Annotated in this window: 19 protein-coding genes; 3 read left to right on the forward strand and 16 right to left on the reverse strand. The window is 58.6% G+C overall.

Annotated features, from left to right (window positions below; translation table 11 throughout):
• Positions 1 to 284: 284 nt before the first annotated feature.
• Positions 285 to 1,451 (reverse strand): acyl-CoA dehydrogenase, encoded by a 1,167-nt coding sequence (locus Q672_RS24530; protein ID WP_022985110.1) that lies wholly within the window; start codon positions 1,449 to 1,451, stop codon positions 285 to 287.
• A gap of 81 nt (positions 1,452 to 1,532) precedes the next feature.
• Positions 1,533 to 2,735 carry a 3-oxoadipyl-CoA thiolase gene (locus Q672_RS24535; protein WP_022985111.1) on the reverse strand — a complete coding sequence of 401 codons (1,203 nt, stop codon included), beginning with the start codon at positions 2,733 to 2,735 and terminating at the stop codon, positions 1,533 to 1,535.
• Positions 2,736 to 2,895: 160 nt separating this feature from the next.
• Here Q672_RS24535 and Q672_RS24540 point away from each other — a divergent pair, with 160 nt between their 5' ends.
• Both Q672_RS24540 and Q672_RS24545 read left to right on the forward strand, forming a co-directional pair.
• Positions 2,896 to 4,053: an acyl-CoA dehydrogenase family protein gene (locus Q672_RS24540; protein WP_022985112.1), complete on the forward strand. Its 1,158-nt coding sequence runs from the start codon at positions 2,896 to 2,898 to the stop codon at positions 4,051 to 4,053.
• Between the two features lie 44 nt (positions 4,054 to 4,097).
• Positions 4,098 to 5,483 (forward strand): hypothetical protein, encoded by a 1,386-nt coding sequence (locus tag Q672_RS24545; protein WP_022985113.1) that lies wholly within the window; start codon positions 4,098 to 4,100, stop codon positions 5,481 to 5,483.
• A gap of 43 nt (positions 5,484 to 5,526) precedes the next feature.
• Here the strand turns inward: Q672_RS24545 and Q672_RS24550 are convergent, their stop codons facing one another.
• Positions 5,527 to 6,546, reverse strand: coding sequence for an MBL fold metallo-hydrolase (locus Q672_RS24550; protein ID WP_022985114.1), 1,020 nt, complete (start codon positions 6,544 to 6,546; stop codon positions 5,527 to 5,529).
• Between the two features lie 97 nt (positions 6,547 to 6,643).
• Here Q672_RS24550 and Q672_RS24555 point away from each other — a divergent pair, with 97 nt between their 5' ends.
• Positions 6,644 to 7,612: a zinc-binding dehydrogenase gene (locus Q672_RS24555; RefSeq protein WP_022985115.1), complete on the forward strand. Its 969-nt coding sequence runs from the start codon at positions 6,644 to 6,646 to the stop codon at positions 7,610 to 7,612.
• 114 nt (positions 7,613 to 7,726) lie between these two features.
• Here Q672_RS24555 and Q672_RS24560 read toward each other — a convergent pair whose 3' ends face one another.
• The 13 genes from Q672_RS24560 to Q672_RS24620 all read right to left on the reverse strand — a co-directional run bounded on the left by Q672_RS24560 (position 7,727) and on the right by Q672_RS24620 (position 23,296).
• Complete coding sequence (locus Q672_RS24560; RefSeq protein ID WP_022985116.1) at positions 7,727 to 8,602, reverse strand: OmpW/AlkL family protein; 876 nt, start codon at positions 8,600 to 8,602, stop codon at positions 7,727 to 7,729.
• 2 nt (positions 8,603 to 8,604) lie between these two features.
• Positions 8,605 to 8,874, reverse strand: coding sequence for a hypothetical protein (locus Q672_RS24565; protein ID WP_022985117.1), 270 nt, complete (start codon positions 8,872 to 8,874; stop codon positions 8,605 to 8,607).
• Positions 8,871 to 11,057, reverse strand: coding sequence for an Ig-like domain-containing protein (locus Q672_RS24570; protein ID WP_022985118.1), 2,187 nt, complete (start codon positions 11,055 to 11,057; stop codon positions 8,871 to 8,873). The genes Q672_RS24565 and Q672_RS24570 overlap by 4 nt, the downstream gene beginning before the upstream one ends.
• Before the next feature lie 6 nt (positions 11,058 to 11,063).
• Positions 11,064 to 11,954, reverse strand: coding sequence for an Ig-like domain-containing protein (locus Q672_RS24575; RefSeq protein WP_022985119.1), 891 nt, complete (start codon positions 11,952 to 11,954; stop codon positions 11,064 to 11,066).
• Positions 11,955 to 12,277: 323 nt separating this feature from the next.
• Positions 12,278 to 13,921 carry a PepSY-associated TM helix domain-containing protein gene (locus Q672_RS24580; protein ID WP_022985120.1) on the reverse strand — a complete coding sequence of 548 codons (1,644 nt, stop codon included), beginning with the start codon at positions 13,919 to 13,921 and terminating at the stop codon, positions 12,278 to 12,280.
• 1 nt (position 13,922) lies between these two features.
• Positions 13,923 to 14,228, reverse strand: a complete 306-nt coding sequence (locus Q672_RS24585; protein ID WP_022985121.1) for a hypothetical protein — start codon at positions 14,226 to 14,228, stop codon at positions 13,923 to 13,925.
• Positions 14,228 to 14,488, reverse strand: a complete 261-nt coding sequence (locus Q672_RS24590) for a hypothetical protein (protein ID WP_022985122.1) — start codon at positions 14,486 to 14,488, stop codon at positions 14,228 to 14,230. The genes Q672_RS24585 and Q672_RS24590 overlap by 1 nt, the downstream gene beginning before the upstream one ends.
• A 56-nt stretch (positions 14,489 to 14,544) precedes the next feature.
• The gene (locus Q672_RS24595; RefSeq protein WP_022985123.1) at positions 14,545 to 17,097 is read right to left on the reverse strand and encodes a TonB-dependent siderophore receptor; all 2,553 of its coding nucleotides are present in this window, start codon (positions 17,095 to 17,097) and stop codon (positions 14,545 to 14,547) included.
• A gap of 198 nt (positions 17,098 to 17,295) precedes the next feature.
• Positions 17,296 to 18,216: a ketopantoate reductase family protein gene (locus Q672_RS24600; protein WP_022985124.1), complete on the reverse strand. Its 921-nt coding sequence runs from the start codon at positions 18,214 to 18,216 to the stop codon at positions 17,296 to 17,298.
• Entirely contained in the window at positions 18,213 to 19,664 is a 1,452-nt protein-coding gene (locus Q672_RS24605) for a DHA2 family efflux MFS transporter permease subunit (RefSeq protein ID WP_022985125.1), read from the reverse strand. The genes Q672_RS24600 and Q672_RS24605 overlap by 4 nt, the downstream gene beginning before the upstream one ends.
• Positions 19,664 to 20,692 carry an NADP-dependent oxidoreductase gene (locus Q672_RS24610; protein ID WP_022985126.1) on the reverse strand — a complete coding sequence of 343 codons (1,029 nt, stop codon included), beginning with the start codon at positions 20,690 to 20,692 and terminating at the stop codon, positions 19,664 to 19,666. The genes Q672_RS24605 and Q672_RS24610 overlap by 1 nt, the downstream gene beginning before the upstream one ends.
• 251 nt (positions 20,693 to 20,943) lie before the next feature.
• Positions 20,944 to 22,086 carry an acyl-CoA dehydrogenase family protein gene (locus tag Q672_RS24615; protein WP_022985127.1) on the reverse strand — a complete coding sequence of 381 codons (1,143 nt, stop codon included), beginning with the start codon at positions 22,084 to 22,086 and terminating at the stop codon, positions 20,944 to 20,946.
• A 13-nt stretch (positions 22,087 to 22,099) separates the two neighbouring features.
• Positions 22,100 to 23,296 carry an acyl-CoA dehydrogenase family protein gene (locus tag Q672_RS24620; protein WP_022985128.1) on the reverse strand — a complete coding sequence of 399 codons (1,197 nt, stop codon included), beginning with the start codon at positions 23,294 to 23,296 and terminating at the stop codon, positions 22,100 to 22,102.
• Positions 23,297 to 23,360 lie beyond the last annotated feature (64 nt).

A 23,360-nucleotide genomic window follows, 5' to 3' on the forward strand; every position in this document is an offset into this window, starting at 1 on the left:
GGGCCAGCCTGGAAGACCCTACGTACCCTGACGAGCATAAAGGCGCGGCCTGAAGCCCACATCTGCTGCGCCTTGCCTTTAAGAAAGGGAACCACCCTTACCGTCGAGGCAATACACAACAGCTGCACGCTTCAGGACACGCTGAGCATGCAAGGAGTTATTCAGAGGTTCCCCAGACCCGCCGCGACGGTTCCCTTGCCCGGCTGTGCTCATCAGGGTACCCCAATAACAAGAAAGGCAGCCAGATGGCTGCCTTCTCGGTCGATCAGGATGTCGCGCCGGGTTTACCCGAAGGCGGCCAGTCCGGTCTGAGCACGGCCAAGAATCAGGGCGTGCACGTCGTGGGTCCCTTCATAGGTATTCACCGCTTCCAGGTTCATGACATGGCGAATCACATGGTATTCATCGCTGATACCGTTACCGCCGTGCATATCACGGGCCTGGCGGGCAATGTCGATGGCCTTGCCACAGTTGTTCCGTTTCATCAGTGAAACCATCTCTGGCGCCCACTGCCCGGCATCCATCAAACGCCCCAGCTGCAATGCCCCCTGCAGACCCAGGGTGATTTCGGTCTGCATGTCTGCCAGTTTTTTCTGGATCAACTGGGTATGGGCCAGCGGGCGTCCAAACTGTTTGCGGTCCAGGGTGTACTGGCGCGCCGCCTGCCAGCAAAATTCCGCCGCCCCCATGGCGCCCCAGCTGATGCCGTAACGGGCCTTGTTAAGGCAGCTGAACGGACCTTTCAGTCCTTCCACATCGAGATGATTTTCTTCCGGCACGAAACAGTCATCCAACATGATTTGGCCGGTAATCGACGCACGCAGGGAAAACTTGCCTTCAATTTTCGGCGTGGTGAAACCCTCGGCACCGCGCTCGACCACGAAACCGTGGATCTTGCCCTCCAGGTTGGCCCACACCACCGCCACATCGGCAATGGGCGAATTGGTGATCCAGGTCTTGGCGCCATTCAGCAGATAACCGCCATCGACCTTTTTGGCACGGGTACTCATGGAGCCGGGATCCGAGCCATGATCCGGCTCGGTCAGCCCAAAACAGCCAACCCATTCGCCGCTGGCCAGTTTTGGCAGGGTCTTGCGCTTGATGCTTTCACTGCCAAAAGCATGGATCGGAAACATCACCAAGGATGATTGCACGCTCATGGCAGAACGGTAACCGGAATCCACCCGCTCTACTTCCCGGGCCACCAGCCCATAGCTCACATGGTTGACGCCAGCTCCACCGTATTCCTCGGGAATGGTCGGGCCCAGAAAACCGAGCGCCCCCATTTCGTTCATGATCTCGCGATCAAACACCTCATGCCGGTTCGCCTCCAGCACCCGCGTCATCAACTTGCTCTGGCAATAATCATGGGCAGCATCACGAATCATGCGCTCGTCTTCGCTCAGCTGGCCTTCCAGCAATAGCGGATCTTTCCAATCAAATCGTTGCATTACTAATCCCGTTCGTTTCATTCCGCAGGGCGGAAGTTTCCGACCTGCGGGTTTCGTTATTCATTATTAACTATTAATTATTCATTGCCTCTCAATCACCATGGCGACCCCCTGGCCCAGGCCGATACACAGGCTGACCAGGGCATAACGGCCACCACACGCTTCCAGCTGACGCAGCGCTGTCAAGGCCAGTCTCGCACCAGAGGCGCCCAACGGGTGCCCCACCGCAATAGCCCCACCGTTGGGGTTAAGTCGCTCATCATCACCGGCAATGCCCAGCTGTTTGCAACAACCCAGCACCTGGGTGGCGAAGGCTTCGTTGATTTCGATCACATCCATCTGTTCCAGGGTGAGGCTAGCACGGGCCAGCACCTTGCGGCAGGCTTCCACCGGGCCCAACCCCATCAAGCGGGGTGACACGCCGGCCACCGCGCCGGCCAGGATACGGGCTCGAGGCGCCACACCGGCGGCATCACCCGCTTCACGGGACCCCAGAATCAAAGCCGCCGCGCCGTCATTCACACCAGACGCATTACCGGCGGTGATGATACCGCCCTCCACAATCGACGGCAGGCCCGCCAGCTTGTCGAGCACCACGGCGGGGCGGGGATGCTCATCGGCAGTGACGTCCAGCGGCGGCTGCTTGCGCCCCTGAGGCACAGAAACCGCTGCCAGCTCCTTATCGAAAAAACCCCGCTGCCGTGCCGCTTCATAGCGTGCCTGGGAGCGAGCCGCAAAGGCGTCCGACTCTTGCCGGCTGATTCCCAGCGCATCAGCAATGTTCTGGGCGGTTTCGGGCATGCTGTCATCCCCGAATTCCGCTTCCACTCTCGGGTTCGGGAAACGGGCGCCAATGGTGCTGTCGAAAATACGCAGGTCGCGGCTGTAAGCCGCCTCGGCCTTGGCCATCACGAACGGAGCCCGGCTCATTGACTCGGTGCCACCGGCAATCAGCAACTGCCCTTCACCACAGCGAATGGCCCGGGCGGCATCCAGCACCGCCGCCAGACCACTGCCACACAGACGGTTGACGGTAATGCCCGCCACCGATTCCGGAAGCCCTGCCAGCAAACCGGCATGGCGAGCCACATTGCGGGCATCTTCACCGGCCTGATTGGTATTGCCGATGACGATGTCTTCATACGCGGTGAGCGCAAAAGGATTCCGGTTAGTGAGGGTACGAACCACGCCCGCCAGCAGATCATCCGGCCGTACCGGTGCCAATGCACCGCCGTGACGACCAAAAGGGGTCCTCAAACCATCGTAGATATAGGCATCAATCATTGTTGTTCTCCGTACTGGCAGCACAGCATTGGCGGCACAGATTGTCCGCTATGCGGAATTCAATTCCAAAACTTGACGGGCAGCATAGGCCGTGACAGAGTCCGGTGCAAGTGATCCACAGCGATCTCCTACCCGATCGACACGACAACCGGACCCCACCATGATTCGTGATCCTGAAACCCTCAACCAGCTCGTTGATACCATCGCCCGCTTTGTTCGCGAGCGTCTGGTGCCCGCAGAACAGTCCGTGGCTGAAAACGATGCCATACCAGAGGCTATCGCTGAAGAAATGAAAGCCATGGGCCTGTTTGGCCTGTCGATTCCAGAAGAATACGGCGGCCTGGGTCTGACCATGGAAGAAGAAGTGCTGGTGGCCTTCGAGCTGGGCCGGACCTCCCCCGCGTTTCGCTCTCTGATGGGCACCAACAACGGTATCGGCGCCCAGGGGATTCTGATTGATGGCACCGAGGCACAAAAACAGCAATACGTCCCCAAGCTGGCCACCGGCGAAGTGATCGGTGCGTTCTGCCTGACCGAACCGGATGTGGGATCAGACTCCGGTGCGGTAAAAACCCGCGCCGACAAGGATGGGGATCACTACATCCTCAACGGCACCAAACGCTTTATCACCAATGGTCCTCATGCCGGGTTGTTCACCGTGATGGCACGCACCGACGCCAGCATTCAGGGCGCCGGCGGCGTGACAGCCTTTATTGTGGAAGGCGATACCCCCGGTATCAGCCGCGGCAAGGCCGATGTAAAGATGGGACAAAAAGGGGCCCATACCTGCGACATCATTTTCGACAACTGCCGGGTCCCGGCGGAGAACATCATCGGTGGCAAGGAAGGCGCAGGCTTCAAAACCGCCATGAAAGTGCTGGACCGCGGCCGCCTGCATATCTCTGCGGTCTGTGTCGGCGTTGCCATGCGGCTGATTGAAGATGCCCTGAGCTTCGCCATGGAGCGTACCCAGTTTGGCAAACCCATTGTCGAGCATCAGCTGATTCAGGCCATGCTGGCCGATTCCCGTGCCGAAGCCTTCGCCGGCCGCGCCATGGTGCTGGAAGCCGCTCGCAGCAAGGACCGGGGCGAAAAAGTGAGTCTGGATGCCTCCTGCTGCAAACTGTTCTGTTCGGAGATGGTGGGGCGGGTTGCCGACCGAGCCGTCCAGATTCACGGCGGCGCAGGCTACATTGCCGAATATGCGGTGGAGCGGTTTTACCGGGACGTTCGCCTGTTCCGTATTTATGAAGGCACCACCCAGATCCAGCAGATTGTCATTGCCCGTGAGCTGGCCCGCCAGGCCGCCCATGCCTGACAGGGCAGGATCCTCACCCGCTGTGACGCCATGAGAGCCCTTTCTTGCCCCTGCTGAACGCAACGCTTCCGCTTTGCATGCTGGGCACGCTGCTGTTTCTGGTGTTCGACCTGGAAACCGGAGCGTGGCTGGCACGCGTAGCGCTGCTCATCTACCTGCTGGTGCAATGGCCCCGTCAGGCTCGCATGGCCAAAGGCATCCTGCTGGTGACCTTGTTATTGGCGGGCATCGTAGTTTGGCGGCTGCCGGAGCCGGTGCCGGTATTGCTTCAGGCGCTGGACCGGCTCTGTTTCTTTGCCACTTTCGTCTCGTCGCTGGGCCTGCTGCGTGTGTCTGCCATGCGCTCGCGGCTGGTCCGCGAGGCAGGCAACACCCTGATCCGGCAAAAACCGGCGTTACGCTACCCCACCCTGTCGCTGGGCACCGCCCTGTTCGGCTTGATCATCAATATTGGGGTGCTCAATCTGTTTGGGGCCATGGTCCAGCGCAGCAACACCCTGAAGGCCGCCGGCGGGCACAGCGATATTCAACTCGCCCGCGAGCAGCGCATGATGCTGTCGATTCTGCGCGGCTTTGCGCTGGCACCGCTGGTCTCCCCGCTGGGCGTCACCATGGCGGTGATCCTCGCCAACATGCCAAGCCTGACCTGGGCAACATTGGCACCGGTGGCACTGCCGACGGCAGCCCTGTTCTTCCTGCTGGGCTGGTGGCTGGACTGGCGACTGCGGCCACAACACCTGGCCAGCAAGGTACCCGCAACCCGGGCGCCGTCCCTGCGCCCACTATGGCACTTCAGTCTGCTGGCGCTGGCCATCACCCTGAGCGTGTTTGCGGTGGCCGGGCTGGGCGAACTGCGGCTGCCTGTGGCCGTGCTGGTAGCGTGCCCCGCAGCCGCCATTATCTGGATGGCCTGTCAGCGCCGACGCCTGGGAGGCGGCACCGGGCTGCCCCGTGCCCTGACACTGCTGGGCCGCCACTCACGACTGATATTCGGGGCAAGCCGGGGCGAAATCGCGGTACTCGGTGGCTCTGCCTGTCTCGGCGTCCTGCTGACGCCATTGATTGACGTGGACGCCCTGCACGCGCTGCTGATCTCCACCCACCTGCACGGCGCCGCCATGGCCATTGCCGCCATGCTGCTGGTCGTGGCATTGGCACAACTGGGACTCAACCCCATCGTGTCGGTCACGTTACTGGCCACCCTGCTGGGGGATGGCAGCCTGGCCGACCCGCGTTTGCTGGCGGTGGGCATGATGTGCGCCTGGAGCCTGTCGATGATTTCTTCCCCTTTCACGGCCTCAATGCTGGTGCTCAGCCAGCTGATCCGGCGTTCGCCTTACCAGATTGCCTGGCGCTGGAACGGGGTGTTTTTTGTGCTGGTGGTGCCGATGTTGGCGATCTGGATGATGGTCCTGGGACAGGGGTTATGAGCACATTGGTTTCGCCCGCAGCAACCGCCACCCCATGGCCGAATCAGGCGGCAAAATGCCAAACCCCTTCCTTGTCCTGGCGCTGCACCCGGCCCTGCTCCATCAAACAATTGAGGTGGGCAATGCTTTCCCCCATGGCAAACATGAGTTGCTGCACATCCAGTTTGCGATCAAACATCACCGGGAGAATGTCATGGGCGCTACGGGCCTGAGAGCGACACTCTTCCCACACCACCTCCAGCTGCCGTTGGTGATGGGCCACCAGATCATTGATACGCGACGTCATGCCGCGAAAAGGCAAGCCGTGGGCGGGCAACACCAGGGTGTCGTCTGGCAAGGCATCACGCAGCGCCGTCAGGCTGTCCACAAAGGCGGTGACCGGGTTCGCCTCCGGTGCGGACGGGCGCACCATCAGGTTACTGGAAATGGTCGGCAGCACCTGATCGCCACTGATCAACACGCGATCGCTGTCGCGGTACAGGCACAGATGCTCCGGGGAATGCCCTCGCCCAATGTGCACCTGCCAGCGCTCACCATGGATGGTCAGCGAGTCCCCCGCGCCGATCAGTTGCGGATTCTCCGGCATCGGCCGTACCACCCGGCGAAAGCCGTTGCCCTTGCCCGCCACCTGATCCAGCACCTCGCCCCCCAACCCATGGCTGCCAAGAAACGCCTTGAAGCCGCTGATGGACTGCTCATCGGAAGACGCACAGATCATACTGGCCAGTGCCCACTCGCCGGCACTGGTCACCACGGGGGCCTGGCAACGCTGCTGCAACCAGCCCGCCATCCCCAGGTGATCAGGGTGGTAGTGGGTCACCACAATGCGGGTCAGCGGTTTGCCGTCCAGCTGTTCGTTCAGCAAGGTATCCCAGATCTTCTGGCTGGAACGTACGCCAAGCCCGGTATCCACCACCGTCCAGCCGTCGCCATCTTCCAGCAACCAGAGGTTGATATGGTCCAGCGCGAACGGCAACGGAAACCGCAACCAATACACGCCCTCGGCGACCTTGAATCGCGTCCCTGCCGACGGCAGATCAGTGAACGGATACTGAAGAGACATAACCAACCTTGTGTTTTTCACAGAGACCTTTGCGCAGGAACGTCACAGGCGGCGCGCTTGCACAAAGGACGTCGTTTTTTTGAAAGGGAGCCCGCCCATGCGAGCCTGGATGATTGAAGACAAGCAACTGCAACTGGCGACCCTGCCGGATCCCAGCCCCGGGCCGGAAGAGGTCGTCGTGCAGGTTAAGGCCATCGGCGTCAACCGGGCCGATCTGCTGCAGGTGCAGGGTCGCTACCCTGCCCCGCCCGGCACCGACAGCCGTATCCCCGGTCTGGAATACGCCGGGGTCGTCATCGCCGTGGGGGAACGGGTGCAATCGCGGCGCGAGGGGGATCATGTCATGGGCCTGGTGCCCGGCTGCGCCTACGCGGAACAACTGGTGACCCACGAACGCGAGGCCCTGACACTGCCGGCCGGCATGGACTTTGCCCGCGCTGCCACACTGCCCGAGGCTTTCCTCACCGCGTATCGCGCCCTGTTTCTTGAAGGCGGACTGCAACCTGGCCAGTGGTGCCTGATTCGCCCGGCCACCGCCGGTGTTGGACTCGCCGCAACCCAGCTCGCCGCCGCATTGGGCGCGCGCCCCATCGGCAGCAGCCGCGACCTGAGCAAACTTGAGACCGCCAACGACATGGGGCTGGACGCACAGGTCAGCGACGACGACACCCTCAAGGCGCAACTGGATGCGGTCACCCATGGGGAGGGGGTGGCGGTGATTCTGGATATGGTCGGGCCGCAGTGGAATACCCTGCTGGGCAGCCTGCGTGTCGAGGGTACACTGGTCAATATCGGTATTCTCGGCGGCATGAGCACCGAGCTGAATCTGGGCGCCCTGTTGATGAAGCGGCAAACCCTGAAAAGCATGACCATGCGCAGCCAGCCGCTGGAAAAACGGATCATGATGAGCCAGATCTTCAACGACCGACTGGCTCCGCTGTTTGCCAGCGGCAAACTGTTGCCTCTGCCACTCGAACGCTTTGCCTTCGACAACGCCATTGCCGCCCATGAACACATGGCCGGAAACGCCTTCAGTGGCAAACGCGTGATTGTGGTTGGCGAGTAACGGCATCGGGCCCAACGTGCAACAGTATTCAAAACACTATTTCACGTTGGGCAACACCGCCTCAATGACCAAAAGACTCAACCGCAACCTGAGACAAGGGGGCACACTCCGGGATTAGAACGTAAACCCGGCCCCAAGGCTGAAGGCGTACACATTCATGTCCGCGTTGAATTCGGCATCTCCCACCGCCGCGTACTGGTACTGGGGCAGGCCCGGTGCCCGGATGAAGGTGCGCTCCATGGTCGCGGAGACATCTTCAACACTGATGTACTTGAAATCTGCGGCCAACCACCAGTAGTCGCTGATACGCCAGTCCACGCCAAGTTGCCCCACCCAACCGAACTTGTCCTCAATGTCGAGCTCAGGCTCGCCGACTTCGGTAAGTGTCGCGTTAGTGACATGGCTGTCATAGGTGAACAGGTAGACCACACCTAAACCCGCATAGGGACGAAAGTCACGATCATTACGGAACCGCTTCACCAAGGTAACCATTGGGGGCGCCACTTTGGTCTCGGCTACTTTCTCACCCAGTGCGGGCACCCCGGTGGGAATGCCATTGGCTTCCGTGACCAGTGGCACATCAGCAAGGCGTCCCTTGGCTTTCAACTCCAGTGTGGGAGGAAGCGCTGCCATAGTTTCCACTGACCAGCCACCGCCCCATAATTTCCAGCGTAGTTTATAGCCAATAGTTGCAGCCGGGATAGTCAGAGGATCACTGAAGGCCTCCCCTTCCTGCTCGCCCGGCTCAACGGCAACCTCTGCAATATCTGACAGGTTGCTCAGCGTGATGAAATTGGTCTTAACATCCGGGCTCATATAAAGCGCGCCCAATCGAAAATACAGCCGATCTTCACCAAAGATGTCCTGGGTGAATTTCACTCCTGGATAATCCGGGCCATACATTTCCTGGCTGGCACTGGCGTTGGCACTGAACAGGCCCAGCAACCCGGCCAGCACCACCCCTTTCTTGTTATAGCGACTCTTTGTCATGATTAACGCTCCCCCGCGTTTTCTTGGCCAGCAGTGGTCAAACGAGCATGGGTCGGGTTATTGACGACGCGAATGCGAAAGTCGTCCTTGTCGATCCCCAGTTCAAGTGATCCCACTCCTTCTTGGGGCAACACGCCACCAAGGATCAGATCAAGCAAATCTCCAACACCGGGTATCAATGCTCCAAGATCCACACTCAAATTCAGGGATGCAGCAATTGCAGAAGCATTGCTGGATTCCAGCGTAATTTGGCCATTGCGAAGGAACTTCACCGGACCGTCAGGTAAGCTGACACGGGCAGACTTCTTACATTGGCATCCGCCACATTTGGCAGTGCTTCGCCACCAGGGAGCAACGCGGAGAATAGACGCACATCCGGCGCGTCCAGCCACGCATCAAGACGGGTAATGAATACAGGGTCGTCAGTTTCTACACCGGTTTCCGGGTCGATGGCATTGATTACGAAACCTCGCAACGGTTGCGGAGCCATATCGTCATAAGGCCGAAAACGTAACACCAATGCGCCAGTTTCCAGCGGAAGCGGAATCAGATCACCCAGGATCGGAATGGCCAAGGTGGCATTGGCGATCAGGGAGGTACCCATTACATGCTGGGCATTGATTTCAACCGGGATGGCGGTGTCACCCAGGGTTGTAATGCAATAGATATCACCGTCCGCATCTTCCTGTGTTGCACACCAGCGGCCCGGCTCTTCTTCCACCAGACCGATATAACTGAGGTCCAACGGTGCCTTTGGCAAGAACGCCATCGGCAAGGCCGCATGAGTAAAGATCTGGTCACCGTCATCAAGATTGGCCCCGCCAATCAGCCCTCCGGTGCTTTTGACATGACCCCGAGCATGATTGTTGACCGCTTCGAATTCATCGTCATCCCAAACCCCATTGCCATTCACATCGGTGTACTCACGTGTCAGCACTGTAGCGTAGGCGGCGCCGACATCCGGTGTTGCCGTAAAGTCGATCAGGATCGATGGTCCACCTTCACAGGGCTCGTTCTTGAACGGTCCGCAAGTCCCCATGCCATTGAGAGGGTCAGTATTGATGGCCAGATTATTGAACCGTTCATGACTGCGGAACACCGGCTTGCCGTCGTCCCCTCCGTTGATCACCAGACGGTAATCATTACCCGCCACGATCGAATTCGGCGCAGGCACAGCCCGAATGCGCAAGCTGTTACGCCGCGCTGACAAGTCAATGTTCTGCCAGTTGCCATTGACCTCTTGGGCAAGACACATTGCACCGCCATCGCAAGACTGGCCATCAGCGGCAATCTGCCCGAACGTCATGGTTGTCAGGTCCATGGGCATGTTGAAGCTAACTTCAATAGGACGGCTGAGATCATAGAAAAACGGGTAGTACAACGAATCGTCTTCAAGACCACCGACGCAACGGCCGGCCATCTTCAAGGTGTTGCCCTGAGCATCCTGCTGTTCGACCCCGCGATCCTCGAGTGCACAGCCGATGCCTGGGTACAGCCCCAGCACTACCGGAGGCAATACCGGAGCGTCGTCATTGGCAGCATAGCTCGCGGTATCAAATACAATCTGACCAGTGCCGTCGGTAGCATCACCAGGGACAAACTGAAGATGGGATGGCTCATAGATATCCATGTCCTTCAGCTCGTCACCCAGATCCAGTTGATATCGCACGCCGGCGTCCAGTTCACTGAACGGGGTAATCACCAGGTTGGAGCCACTGCTACGTACCTGTATAGGCACGGGCTCGCTGCTGTCCTGGCGGAACAATTGCACCTGTTCCATGCCTTGCGCACTGACCGGTTCATTGAAGACAACAATAATGTTGTTGCTGGGTTCAACCTGTGTCTGGTTATGTTCCGGGAACGACCCGGTGGCTTGCAGCGGATCACGATTGATCTGGTCGAATTCGAAATCCACGTCGGCCCGCACACCCAACGCAAAATCCGCGCTCACCTTGGCGGCCCCGCTCAGCACATCCAGCTCCAGCGTCCGGAACACCTCGAAGGTCAGCGCACCGTCTTTGACATCGACTACACCCACGGCCTGGATATGCATCAGGTTCTGGTTCACCGAAGCATTGCCGCGTGGCTCCACCGCATGCATGGCAAGATCAAAATTCATGTGCACATACATTGGCGCAAAATCATCGTCGGGCTGAAAACCTTCCGGACGATAAGGATTGGTCGTCAGAAAACCGGTAACATCTGTGACGAAGGTGCCAATGATGTCGCCCGTAAACATGGGCGTGCGTACCTCACCTCCCAGCATGATCGGATCAATACCGGTAATGCGGAGCTGTTGCCCTGCCCGGGCAACCACAGGTACGGCCTCCACGTGCTCGTCCGGGCGGCCCATCCAGCCTTCCAACACCAGCGGACGGGCATCCACCTGGGTTATCCCCAACGCCTCAGTGACCAGATTGAATTGATTCAATGGCAAACCATGAAGCCGGGACATTTCCGGTTAGCCAGGATCGCCCAGCGCGGGCTGGGCTTTCATCAACTGTTTGATTGGGGGATTCAGATCCGCTACATCATCCTTTGACTGTCTGGCAGTCAACTCGAAGGTCACAGGGGCAATCACATCCTCGTCAAAATCTTCGAGTCCTTCCAGAGTCAACGTGTAAGTCTCACCGCCAATCAAATCGTCCTTTGGATCCAGAGTGATGTAGTGACGCTCGTTAAGAATCGCCACATCCACCAATTCCCCTGAGGCCTTGTTTTCAAGTTTGACGGTGTCACCATAACGGACGCTGGTTTCAACCAGCGGCTCGGTAAAGGTAATCCGTACGGGCGAAAAATCCATGAATGGAAAACGGGCGGAAGCTGTCGCCTCCGGCAGGTAAGTGCCCGGTTTTTCCTGATTGATGGACAGCACCGCAGGGGCCTGATTCGGCACTGGATGGTATTGACGGGTACGGAAGGTCACCAGGGGGCCCTCCTGCTTCAGGTTCACCACACCCGGCGCAATCTCGGGAGACACCCAAAGACTGTATTCTTTCCCCGCTTGCAAATTTTCCATGGAAAAGGTCAACGTGCGATCCCGGTTCGACACCGTCGCACTGCTCAGATCGACCAGATTGCCTTCATCATCCGCAAGACAAAGTGCCCCACTGAAGCTATCACCATCGGCCTGGCACCCTGATTTAGCCGCGGCTTCATCAATCCGGTTAGAGAAAGTCAGCAGCAGCTTGCTACCCAGCGGCAGATCCACCATGCCATCTGATGGATAGGCGTAGATCAGTGCATTGCCTGGCTCAGGAGGAACAAAGACATCCGGGTCTTCTTCACAGGCTTGCAGCAGCGGCAGCAGCAGCAGGCAGGAGATCGCGGGGAATTTTATTGTACGCATCATGTCACCCTGTTCTTGTTTTCGGACTACATAGTCACGGAGAGCGGGTCATGCGTTCGATGGTGCGCTGGTATCCAGGCGTTAGCGTTTGTAATTCAAAAGTTCACATAAATCAGCGTTTTATCTACACTTGGCGTATACACGGACAGATCGAGTGTTTCTGTCTCATTTCCAGACGCTATCTTTTAAGGGGTTTCCCTCCACCCACTTGAGCAGGTGTGAATATGCGTTTATCAATTTATTGCTTAACAAAAGAGTGACAAAAAAAACCGCAGCATGACGTTTCTTTTCATGCCGCGGCCTGATTGAAGAGTATTCAATAAGCGTTAAGCCGGTTTCTCCCTGATGTCCACCGCTTGTTCGTCCACAATCGGTTGGGCGCCGGCGTACCAGACACTGTCTGTGCTGCCATGGAAAACCCGTTTTGCCGTACGCCTGGCCATCTCCAGCAACAACAGCCCGGCCAGCAATGCACTCCCGTCTACTGCCAGGGGGCCCGGGGCGGTTTGCACCCAGGCCGGCACGGCGGGAATCAGCCAGGCCAACAAGGCAGTCATTGGCACGGTGAGCCAGGCCAGGCCGGCGAAGGCAATCAATTCCACCGCCCCCCGGCCTGGCCCACGCCAGAATGCCCAACCGACCGACGCCAGAAACACCAGGTAATAGGCCCACAGGTAAAGGGAGTCCGCAGCCATGGTGCCATGCAGCCATTTGCCGGCACTCATCGACAGGGCGATCCCGGCCACGGAGCCCCAGCACACGCCAACGGTCGCACTGGCCATCAACCGGGTGTTGCGCTTTTGCTCTACCGGCCCCCCGTTGCGGCGCTGTTTGCGACGCCGGGTTTCCACCCACAGCAGATTACCCGAATAGAAAATGAACGCCCCCGCCAGGCCCATGAAGACATAAACCCAACGCATGAAGTCGCCACCATAACTGCCAAAATGGAGCGCGAAGATACTGATGACAATCTCGGTCCAGGGATCTTCCTGGCCCGGCAAGTACTCCGTGCCTTCCAGTTCGGCAGTATAGGGATCCATGGCGGCAAAACCCCGATCGGCACCCCGCACCATATGCTCCAGATTCTCACCGGCAATGCGCACTTCCGCTCGCTCGCCAAGCGGCCCCATGTACATCATTTCGCGGGGGACAAAATCCGGGGCCTGGGTTTTCAGGTTGGCCAACAGCGCCTCTGGCGGTAACAGATTTTCTGCCACAGTGTCGACGCCACGGTCATGGTGCTCGTGCATTTCGAACAGCGGCCGTTCCTTGTAAACGGTGACGGAAAGCGCGTCGTACAGAAAGTCATGGAAAGCGAAGACAATCACCGTCAACGCAATCATCAAATGAAACGGCAAGCTGGTCAGACCCACCACATTGTGGGCATCCAGCCAGAAGCGTTTGAGGTTTTTGCCACGACGGACAATCAGAAAATCCTTTACCAGGGTCGGTAACAGCACGACCAAGCCAGACACGATGGCCAGCGCATACAAGATGGACACCGCACCCATCACATAAACACCAAAAAGATGGTGCCCATTCCCGGGGATGCCTGCGGTCTGATGCAGCATATCAATCAGATTCGCCATGGGAGACGTTTCAAAAGGCGCGGTAACCAACTCACCCCGCTCATTCAGCGTCGCGCCCCATGGCTCCTGGGGATCAAATCGGGAGCGCTCGGGATTGGCATCCCAGACCAGCGGTGCCCCTACGTTCTCTCCCGGCTGAAGATGCAAGGTAAACCCTTTGGCCGCCGCCGGATGAGCCGCCAATGTCTGCTGCATCAGAGGCAACCACTGATCCTCAGCCACCCACTGGATGTCATTCCCGGGCGGGGTCGCCCAGCGATCCAGGGGGCCCTTGAACATGGTCATGGCGCCCGCAAAGAACGCGATGAACAGTGCCATGCCGGCAATCAATCCCGTCCAGGTATGGAGGGTCTTGTAGGTCTTGATAATATCGGCTCGCAATTTAGCTGGCTCCAAGTATCTGCGGTGTCACAAACAAGGCAACATGGGCCGCCGCGGTGACGGCACCCAGCACCAGCCACGCTCGCAACCCGGTACGGAACAAATAGACCAGACTCCATACGGTCATCCAGTACAGCGGAATCACCCACATGTTGAACTGCACCTTGTTGGGGGCGTCCAACCCACCCGGCCCCCACCAGGCAAACAGACCGCTGATGGCCACAGCCAGCCCGAGGCCGAGCAGTGCACCGGCCAACGTCTTACTGATCCAGTCCGGCTGGATGGTCGCCGCTTTCGACTTTGCCATTATTTACCCTCCGCGTTTTTCAACAGGGACAACAACGGCAACACGCCCAACACCAGCATCAACATCACCAGCGCAGCAAAGAACCCTGCCTTGTCATCCATGACCCACATCCACGCCCCGACACTGGCCGCCAGAGCGATCAGCGCCAGCGGCCGAAGACCGGCGGGCAACGGTTGTTTCAACCACTGCTGATTGCTCAGGGTCAGATAAAACAAAAGGCCCGCGCCAACCGTGGCGAGGCCTGTAAAAAGGTATGTCATAACCTGTCCATTCTTTCGTGCCGGCCCGCCAAGGCGGGCCGGTTAACGGCGATCAATCACCAGCGATAGCTAACGCCAGCGGTGACATGACGAGCCGTGCCGTAGGAGCAGCCGTACTCGCTGCAGGAGCTAAGAAACTCTTCATCTGCCAGGTTGCGTCCGGTCAGAGAGAACATCACACCCTGCAAACCTATGTAGCGCATGTCGTAGCGAAGGGAAGCATCATAGAGTGTGTAGCTATCTACCTCGTAGGTGTTGGCCGCATCACCGTAGAGACTGTCCGTAAAGCGCGCACCGGCACCCAGGCCCAAACCACGCAAGACCCCTTCTTGCCATTTATAATCCAGCCACAGGGCTGCGCTGTTTTCGGGCACAAATTCTTTCACGTTGCCTTTCAGTTCGGGGTCCGTTTCCTTGCTGATTTCGGCATCCAGGTAGGTGTAGCTTACCGTGACACTCAGGCCATCTTCCTGCCAGGCCTTACCTTCCAGCTCTACGCCTCGAGTACGGGTTTCGCCGGTCTGACGCTGACAGGAGTTATCTGCGGTACAGGCGGCGCCGGCAGGTGGAGCAGGATCGGACACCACCAGATTGGTTTGGGTGAGATCGAACACGGACAGGGTCACCAAACTGTTGCGGCGCGGCGGCTGGTATTTGATGCCCAGCTCGAACTGCTCGCCCTCGGAAGGATCAAAAGCACTCTCACTGGAATCGAATCCGGTCAGCGGCTCGAAGGAGGTTGCATAGCTGGCATAAGGCGCCGCCCCGTTATCAAACAGGTAAGTGGCTCCGGCACGCCAGGTGAAAGCATGATCATCAGAACTGTCTTCAGAAGCGATCACTGTGCCCGGTGCCGCCCGGTTCATGCTGCCCTGATCGGCTTCATAGTCAAAAAAGTCCTGGCGTGCGCCCAGAGTGAAACGCCAGTTATCCAGGGAAATCATGTCCTGCAGATAGACCCCGATTTGTTCATCACTCACATCGGTGAGAATTTGCGGTATCAGAGCATCCTCAAAACCAGCCGTGCCGCTGTACACTGGATCAAACACATCAATCGGCGCTACCGGGGTTCCCGGGTCTGGCGACATGGGCCATACCAGATAGCGATCATGGTTCCAGTCGGTGCTCAAGTAATCGAGCCCCATCAGCATGCTATGGCGCATGGCGCCTGTGTTGAACACCACCTTGAACTGGTTATCCACGGCGATACTGTCCAGTTCCCCTTCGCCACGAACAGCCCTTCGTAGCATGGTGCGATTATCCGCCTGAAGGCCGTCATTAGGGTTGGCACGAGGGTTGGAAACAACCGTATCGAACAGGGATTCCACATGGCTGTACTTGGCGTTCTGGCGGAATGACCAGGCATCATTGATGTAATGGGTCAGGTCATAACCGATGGCCCACTGTTCACGATCATAGGTATTCCAGTCCGGCTCACCGAGGAAAGTACTGCGGTCAATGTAGCCGTACGGTGTGGGCTCAAGCATGCCCTTGATCGGCGAGAACTGGAACGTTGAGCCACCGTCGTCCTTCTGGTAGTAGGTGAGGAATGTGATCTCGGTGTCATCGCTGAGGAGCACCGTGGCACTGGGCGCAAGGTACGTGCGGCTAAGCTCGGTCTTGTCGACCTGGGAATCCCCTTCGTTGTAGCTACCGACGAGACGGCCAATGACCTTGCCGTTCTTGTCCAGATTACCACCCACATCGAAGGAGGCTTCGTACTGGTCGAAACTGCCCGCTTCTACAACGACTTCATTGGTTTGTTCAAACGTCGGGCGCTTGGCCACCATGTTTACCAGGCCACCTGGGGCTACCTGGCCATACAGCACGGCAGCCGGGCCCTTCACGACTTCAACGCGCTCCAGCCCCCAGGCGTCAACCTGGGGGGTCGTCCACTGGCCGCCACGCGGCATCCGCAGCCCGTCCAGGTAAAGGTTGTTACTCCAGCTGGACGCATCAAAACCCCGAATACGAATGTCGTCTACACGGCTATCGATCCCCTGGGTTTCGGTTTGCACTCCCGAGGTATAACGCACCGCATCCATGACGGTTTCAGAACCCCGATCATCCATCTCTTGACGGGTAACCACAGAGACGGACTGAGGAATCTCCACAATACGTGCATCCGTCTTGGTGCCGGAAGCACTGTGTGTCGCCATATAACCGTTGCTTGCCGCCCCCCAGGCGGACTCTTCCACAGTGGTCTGGGCAGACACTTCCACCGCTTCCAGGGTGTTGGCATCGGCCACCTCGCCAGCCTTGGCCCCCACCAGCACGCTGCCTGCTTCCGTGAAGGAGTAAGGCACCCCGGTGCCGGCCAGCAGGCTGTCCAGCGCTTCCACCAGCGGCAAGGTGCCGTTAACGGCGTTCACGGTGACGCCCGCATCCAGCCCCGGCGCTTCGACAAAACGAATGCCGGTCTGTCGGGAAAACTGTGCCAGAGCGCGTCCCAGTGCCTGGGCAGGCAGCGCAATGCGCACCCGCTGTTGTTGATGCGCACCGCTGGTGTCACCGGCCTGTGCCAACACGACAGGAGACAGCAGTGTGCTCCCCACGCAAACCACCCCTGCCAACAACCCGACACGTGCCGGGCGAGCCGATAAGATCATTATCTTCCCCTATCAATAATGAGAATGGTTCGCGATACTACGCTTGTTGCGAATGACATTCAATTACAAACCTGACAAATATCCGATCATGGTGACTTGATAGGGGCAGGCTAAGGAGAGAAATGTGCGGATCAGGGAGGAGTAGAAAACACGCCGCGGGCGACGGGCGCCAACGGCTTTCAGGAACGTGTCAAGACGCTACGCCTGACGCATGCGCAACGCCACCAGAATCGTCTGCAGATGGGGCACCGGCACCTGATGCTGCCGGGCTATCGCCACCACGTTCCCCAGAATGGCATCCAGTTCAATGGCACGCCCCTGCAGATAATCCAGTGCCATGGAATTCTTGTACGCGCCCATCTTGCGCGTACCCTCCAGGTTCTTGTCGATAATGCCGTCTGGCATGGGGTAACCATCAGCTTCTGCCACGGCGATGACTTCTTCCATCAGCGTGCGAATCAGTGATTCGCCACCAGGAGCATCCAGCATGCTGAGCGTGTCTGCACCGTTAGCCAGCACACTCAGGGGATTAAACGGGGTGTTCCAGACACACTTGCGCCAACGCTCCCCCACCACCGCATCGGTCTCATCCACCTTGATACCCCCCTGTTGGAAGAGCTCACTGAGGCGAGCGCAATGTTCATCAAATCCACGCGGGAAATTGCCCATCACCAACTGGCCGTAGGCTTGATGATTCACCTCCCCCGGCCCGGTACGGCTCACGGCAATAAAGGCCAGACAACTGACCAGAGGATTGGTCGGGAAAGCGTCGGCCAGCTCACGTTCAATATCCAGCCCGTTTTCGATCAACACCAACCCGGTATGCTCGCCCATCCAGGGCCGTACCAGGGCTGCCCGATCCACGCCCGGCAACACCTTGACGCACAGCAAGATGTAATCAGCGGTCTGCACCGGAGTATCGTTCGGGCCATAGACCTGATCCGGCCGCCAGGACAAATCGCCAAGGGAGCTGGTAAAGCGAAAACCGTTGGCGTTGACGGCCTCATAATCGGACCGCAACACCACAGCCACTTCGCAACCGGCCCGTTTCAGAATCGCACCGTAAAAACTGCCAATGGCACCGGCGCCAATCACCAGTACCCGTGGAAACCTGTTCATCCTCTCTCTCCCTTACCTGTCAGCCCCCGATGCATGTACCACAACGGCATCAACGACAGCAGGAAAATTATTAATAACAACCCGAAGGCACGATCGAATCCGTACTCCCAGTGCTGCGCCAGAGCCGCCGACGGGAAACGATTCGCATGCTGGTGACTGAACCACTGAATGGTCAGGGCGCAAAGATTCACCCCCACTGCACCACCGATCTGGCGGGCAAAATTGAACACCCCCGAGCCCTGGGGAATCAGCCCCGGGGGAAGCAACCCCAACGCCCCGGTAGACGACGGCGGCATCATCAGCCCCAGGCCCACACGTCCCAGCAAAGTCCACCACACCAGCCACACCGCAGAAGTGGCCAGACTGGCCCCGGCCATCAAGGCCATGTTGAGCACAAACAACACCAGCCCGGCCACGATGAGTCGGGCTTCAGGCAGTCGGTCAGTCAGGTGTCCGGCCACGGGAAAGGTAAAGGCCATGGCGAGTCCGGCGGGCATCAGCATCAGCCCCGCACTGGCGGCACTCTCCCCCAGCACCTGCTGGAAATACAATGGCGTCACATAGGTGGAGGCAAACACACCCGCACCGATCACCATGGACATGATGAAACTGCCGGTGAAGCCGCGATAACGAAACACCCGCAAGTCCATCAGCGGGTGCCGAGCCCGGCGCTGCCATGCGACAAAACACACCAACAGCAGTGGGCCGACGAACAGACCGGCCAACAGCACGGGATCCTCCAGCCCTCGCCGGTGGCTATTGGCCAGCGCCCAGAGCAACACCGTGATCCCCACGCTCAACTGCAGCAGACCTATCCAGTCCAGGGTCACCGACCTGGCCTTGGCGTCACGTCCGGGCAAAAATCGCCAAGCCATGACCATCCCCACAACGCAAGCGGGCAAGACCACCAGAAACACCGCCCGCCACGACAGCGTATCCACCAACACCCCACCAATGGCCGGTGCCACTGCCGGCCCCAACACCACCCCCAGGCCATAGATCCCCATGGCCTGACCCCGACGGTTCAGGGGGAACACCTGAAAAATGGTGATCATGGCAAGCGGCTGGATCAACCCGGCCAGTAACCCTTGCCCGACCCTGGCCGCCACCAGGGTGACAAAATGCTCACTGACCGCACCGATCACCGACACCACAATGAACGCCGCCATGGCGAGCAGGTAGGCCCCACGGGCACCAAAGCGGTGAGTACACCAGGCATTGGTGAGCATGCCCACGGTCATGGCCGCCAGAAAGCCGGTGGCCAGCCAGTGCACCTGATCCTGAGCCAGCTGGAACTCCACCATGATGGTAGGAATGGCCACATTGATAATGGTGGATGCCAGCACCACCGACATGGTGCCCAGCATCACTGTGACGGTGGCCAGCCACCGATAACGGGCGCCGTGGCGCTCAAACAGCTGTTCGACCTGGGCTTCAACGTGGGTCATTAACGGGTGGGATCTTCACTGATGCGTACCAGCAGCTTGCCGCGATTGCGGCCTTCCAGCAGCCCCTGAAACGCCTCGACGGCATTCTCCAGTCCGTCCACCACATCTTCCTGATACTGAATCTTGCCCGCCTGCATCCAGCTGCTCATGTCCTTGACGAAGTCTTTCATCAGGTGGGCATAGTCAAACTGGATAAAGCCCTTGATCAGCACTCGTTTGACCAACAGTTTGGTCAGGAAGGCCGACAGCTGATCCGGGCCCTGTGGCGCCTCGGTGTCGTTGTAGTGGGCGATACGGCCGCACAGGGGAATGCGCGCAAAATCATTCACCAGCTTCATGACCGCATCAAAGACCTTGCCACCCACGTTTTCAAAATAGATATCGATACCGTTGGGGCACGCCTCGGCCAACCGGGTTTCAAAGTCGTCGTCCTTGTAGTTGACGCACGCATCAAAACCGTAGGCCTCGACCACATGACGACACTTGTCTTCTGCTCCGGCGACACCCACAACGCGGCAGCCCTTTAACTTGGCGATCTGCCCGACCACCTGACCCACCGCGCCACTGGCAGCAGAGACCACCACCGTCTCGCCCTCTTTCGGCTGACCGATTTCCAATAGCCCCGCGTAGGCAGTAAACCCTGGCATGCCCAATACCCCCAGCGCCGTGCTGATCGGTGCCTGGCTCGGGTCCAGTTTGCGCAGGGTGGTTTTATCCTGCACTGCGTAGTCCTGCCAGCCACCGAAGCCGAGCACGAAATCCCCTTCAGCGAAGCCGTCAAGTTTTGACGACACTACCTGCCCCACGGTACCGCCTTGCATGGCAGTGCCCAAAGGCACCCCGGCAGCATAGGATTTCGCCTTGCTCATGCGGCCACGCATGTAAGGGTCCAGTGACAGATAGATATTTTTCATCAGCAGCTGCCCGTCCTGAAGTTCAGGCAACGCCGACTCCTGCAAGGGCAGATCCTCAGCCGTGGGCATTCCCACCGGGTGATTCGCAAGAATAATCTGGCGATTACTTGTCATAATGCTCTCCCGTGTTTCGTTTTCACCTCAGCAGCCACACGGCACAGAGAAATGCTCTCCGTTAATCCCGTGCCCTGTTGGGTAATGTGTTTTTATCCTCGCCCGGGCTTGGTATCGCCTTGCAAGCAAGGCGCCTACAGCCCGTATCCTGTTTCAGGAACAGCATTTGAACCGCCCCCCCGGTCCATACAGAGCCGGAAGAAGGATAGCGTCAAAAAAGGCGGCCGAGGCCGCCTTGTTTGTCTGCAGGGTTACGCAGCGTCTTCATCCACATCCAGAAGACTTTCCAGCATCTGCATGTGGTATCCCAGATCGCCCAACTGATGATCAATCATCACGATACGCTTGGCGTAATGAGATACGGCCGTTTCTTCCATCATGCCCATCCCACCGTGAAGCTGAATGGCTTCTTCTGCCACCTTGCGACCGGATTTGCCAATAATGGCCTTGGCCGCGGCCAAACGCTTGGCGCGCACCTGCGGTGCAGCATCCAGCGAGCAGGCTGCCAGAATGGTCATGGAGCGGGCCTTTTCCAGTTCCATGCGCATTTCCACCATGCGGTGCTGCAAGGCCTGGAACTTGCCGATGGCCACGCCAAATTGCTGACGCTCCTTGATGTACGCCAAGGTCTGGTCGCATGCCACTTCCATGGCGCCGGCCGCTTCTGCACACAGCGCCACAATGCCCAGGGCGAGTGAGGCTTCCAGTGCGTCCGCTGCGCCCCCTTCTTCACCCAGCAGCTCGCCGCTGGCATTGTCAAAATGGATCTCTGCGGCACGCAGACCATCGATGGTTTCATAACCGCGACGGGATACGCCGCTGGCATCCGCGTCCACCACAAACGCCGACAAACCCTCACGGCCGCGAGTCTCGCCACCAGTGCGGGCAATCACCACCAGTTTATCCGCGCTGTCGCCGTGCAATACCACCGCCTTGCGACCGGAAATCACATAGCTGTCGCCCTGTTTTTCCGCCTGGGTGGCCACATGGGTGTGGTCGTAGCGGCCCTCCGGCTCGTAGGCAGCCAGGGCCAGACGCAGCTCGCCACCCACGATGGCGCTGATCAGGGATTCTTTCTGGGCATCGTTGCCCAGCGCATCGATCAGTGTGCCGCTGAGTACAACGGTCGCCAGGTAGGGCTCCAGTACCAGGCCACGGCCAAAGCCTTCGGCAACGACCATCAGCTCAGGGCCACCACCATTAAAGCCACCGAAGTCTTCGGCGAACGGTACACCCAGCAGGCCCAGTTCGGCGAACTGCTGCCACATCTGCGTTGAATAACCCAGCTCGCTGGTGCGGGCCTTTTCACGTGCATCGAAGGGATAACCATCGCGAACCAGACGGCCCACGGTTTCTTCGAGCATGCGCTGTTCGTCGTTCAGTTTAAAATCCATGCTCATTCACCTCTTACAAACCGAGAATCATCTTGGCGATGATGTTCTTCTGAATTTCATTGGAACCGCCGAAGATCGACAGCTTGCGCATGTTGAAGTACTTGGCAGACACGGTATTGGCGAAGTCCGGACCGACACTCTCGCCGTCGTAATCGGCTTCAAAGCTTTCCGGCAGGAAGGGCTGCGCGTACGGACCCGCCGCGCGGCGGAACAGATCGGTGATCTCCTGACGCAGCTCGGTGCCCATGATCTTGAGGAAGGAACTTTCCGCCCCCGGTACGCCACCGGCTTGCGCCGCCGCGACGGTGCGCAGGTTAGTCATTTCCAGCGCCATCAATTCCATTTCCACGTCGGCAAGACGATTGCGAAACAGCGGATCCTCGATCAGCGGTTTGCCATTTTGCTGCACCTGGCGCGCCACGGTTTTCAGATGCTTGAGGGCGGCCTTTGACTGGCCCACACCGGCAATACCGGTACGCTCAAAGGTCAGCAGGTACTTGGCACAGGTCCAGCCCTTGTTTTCTTCGCCAACCAGGTTTTCCACCGGGACTTTCACATCGTCGAAGAACACTTCGTTCACTTCGTGTTCGCCATCCAGGGTGATCAGCGGACGCACGGTGATTCCGGGTGTTTCCATGTCGATCAGCAGGAAGGAAATACCTTCCTGTTTCTTGGCGTTCGGGTCGGTGCGCACCAGACAGAAGATCCAGTCGGCGTGCTGACCCAGCGTGGTCCAGGTTTTCTGGCCATTCACAATGTAGTGATCGCCCTCGCGTACGGCCTTGGTTTTCAGGCCTGCCAGATCAGACCCGGCACCCGGCTCGGAATAACCCTGACACCACCATACGTCACTGTTAAGGATCTTCGGCAGGTAGGTTTGCTTCTGTTCCTCGGTGCCGAATTTGATAATGACCGGCGCCACCATGTTCACCCCGAACGGCAGCACAGTCGGAGCTCCGTACTCGGCACACTCTTCCTCGAAGATATGCTTCTGGATCGGCGACCAACCGGTGCCACCGTGCTCTACCGGCCAGTGCATGGCCATCCAGCCCTGCTCGTTAAGAATTTTTTGCCAGCGGACGGTATCGTCCTTACCCAGGTGCTGACCGTTCTTCACCTTGCTGGCGATGTCTTTGGGCAGCTTGTTATCCAGGAAAGAACGCACTTCATCTCGAAACGCCAGTTCTTCCGGGGTGTAGTTGATATCCATCTTCAAACCTCTTCAAAGGTTGTTCTTTGCTACGCAACCGCCGTTAGCTCTTTAAGGAAAAGCA

Source organism: Alcanivorax sp. P2S70 (assembly GCF_000475295.1).
Classification (GTDB): Bacteria; Pseudomonadota; Gammaproteobacteria; order Pseudomonadales; family Alcanivoracaceae; genus Alcanivorax; species Alcanivorax profundi.

Bases quoted from the DNA above. Each gene is read 5' to 3' on its own strand.
- Q672_RS24560 (WP_022985116.1), bottom strand. From the start codon at position 8,602: ATGACAAAGAGTCGCTATAACAAGAAAGGGGTGGTGCTGGCCGGGTTG.
- Q672_RS24535 (WP_022985111.1), bottom strand. From the start codon at position 2,735: ATGATTGATGCCTATATCTACGATGGTTTGAGGACCCCTTTTGGTCGT.
- Q672_RS24615 (WP_022985127.1), bottom strand. From the start codon at position 22,086: ATGGATTTTAAACTGAACGACGAACAGCGCATGCTCGAAGAAACCGTG.
- Q672_RS24590 (WP_022985122.1), bottom strand. From the start codon at position 14,488: ATGACATACCTTTTTACAGGCCTCGCCACGGTTGGCGCGGGCCTTTTG.
- Q672_RS24540 (WP_022985112.1), top strand. From the start codon at position 2,896: ATGATTCGTGATCCTGAAACCCTCAACCAGCTCGTTGATACCATCGCC.
- Q672_RS24595 (WP_022985123.1), bottom strand. From the start codon at position 17,097: ATGATCTTATCGGCTCGCCCGGCACGTGTCGGGTTGTTGGCAGGGGTG.
- Q672_RS24570 (WP_022985118.1), bottom strand. From the start codon at position 11,057: ATGTCCCGGCTTCATGGTTTGCCATTGAATCAATTCAATCTGGTCACT.
- Q672_RS24620 (WP_022985128.1), bottom strand. From the start codon at position 23,296: ATGGATATCAACTACACCCCGGAAGAACTGGCGTTTCGAGATGAAGTG.
- Q672_RS24610 (WP_022985126.1), bottom strand. From the start codon at position 20,692: ATGACAAGTAATCGCCAGATTATTCTTGCGAATCACCCGGTGGGAATG.
- Q672_RS24530 (WP_022985110.1), bottom strand. From the start codon at position 1,451: ATGCAACGATTTGATTGGAAAGATCCGCTATTGCTGGAAGGCCAGCTG.
- Q672_RS24585 (WP_022985121.1), bottom strand. From the start codon at position 14,228: ATGGCAAAGTCGAAAGCGGCGACCATCCAGCCGGACTGGATCAGTAAG.
- Q672_RS24605 (WP_022985125.1), bottom strand. From the start codon at position 19,664: ATGACCCACGTTGAAGCCCAGGTCGAACAGCTGTTTGAGCGCCACGGC.
- Q672_RS24555 (WP_022985115.1), top strand. From the start codon at position 6,644: ATGCGAGCCTGGATGATTGAAGACAAGCAACTGCAACTGGCGACCCTG.
- Q672_RS24600 (WP_022985124.1), bottom strand. From the start codon at position 18,216: ATGAACAGGTTTCCACGGGTACTGGTGATTGGCGCCGGTGCCATTGGC.
- Q672_RS24550 (WP_022985114.1), bottom strand. From the start codon at position 6,546: ATGTCTCTTCAGTATCCGTTCACTGATCTGCCGTCGGCAGGGACGCGA.
- Q672_RS24575 (WP_022985119.1), bottom strand. From the start codon at position 11,954: ATGATGCGTACAATAAAATTCCCCGCGATCTCCTGCCTGCTGCTGCTG.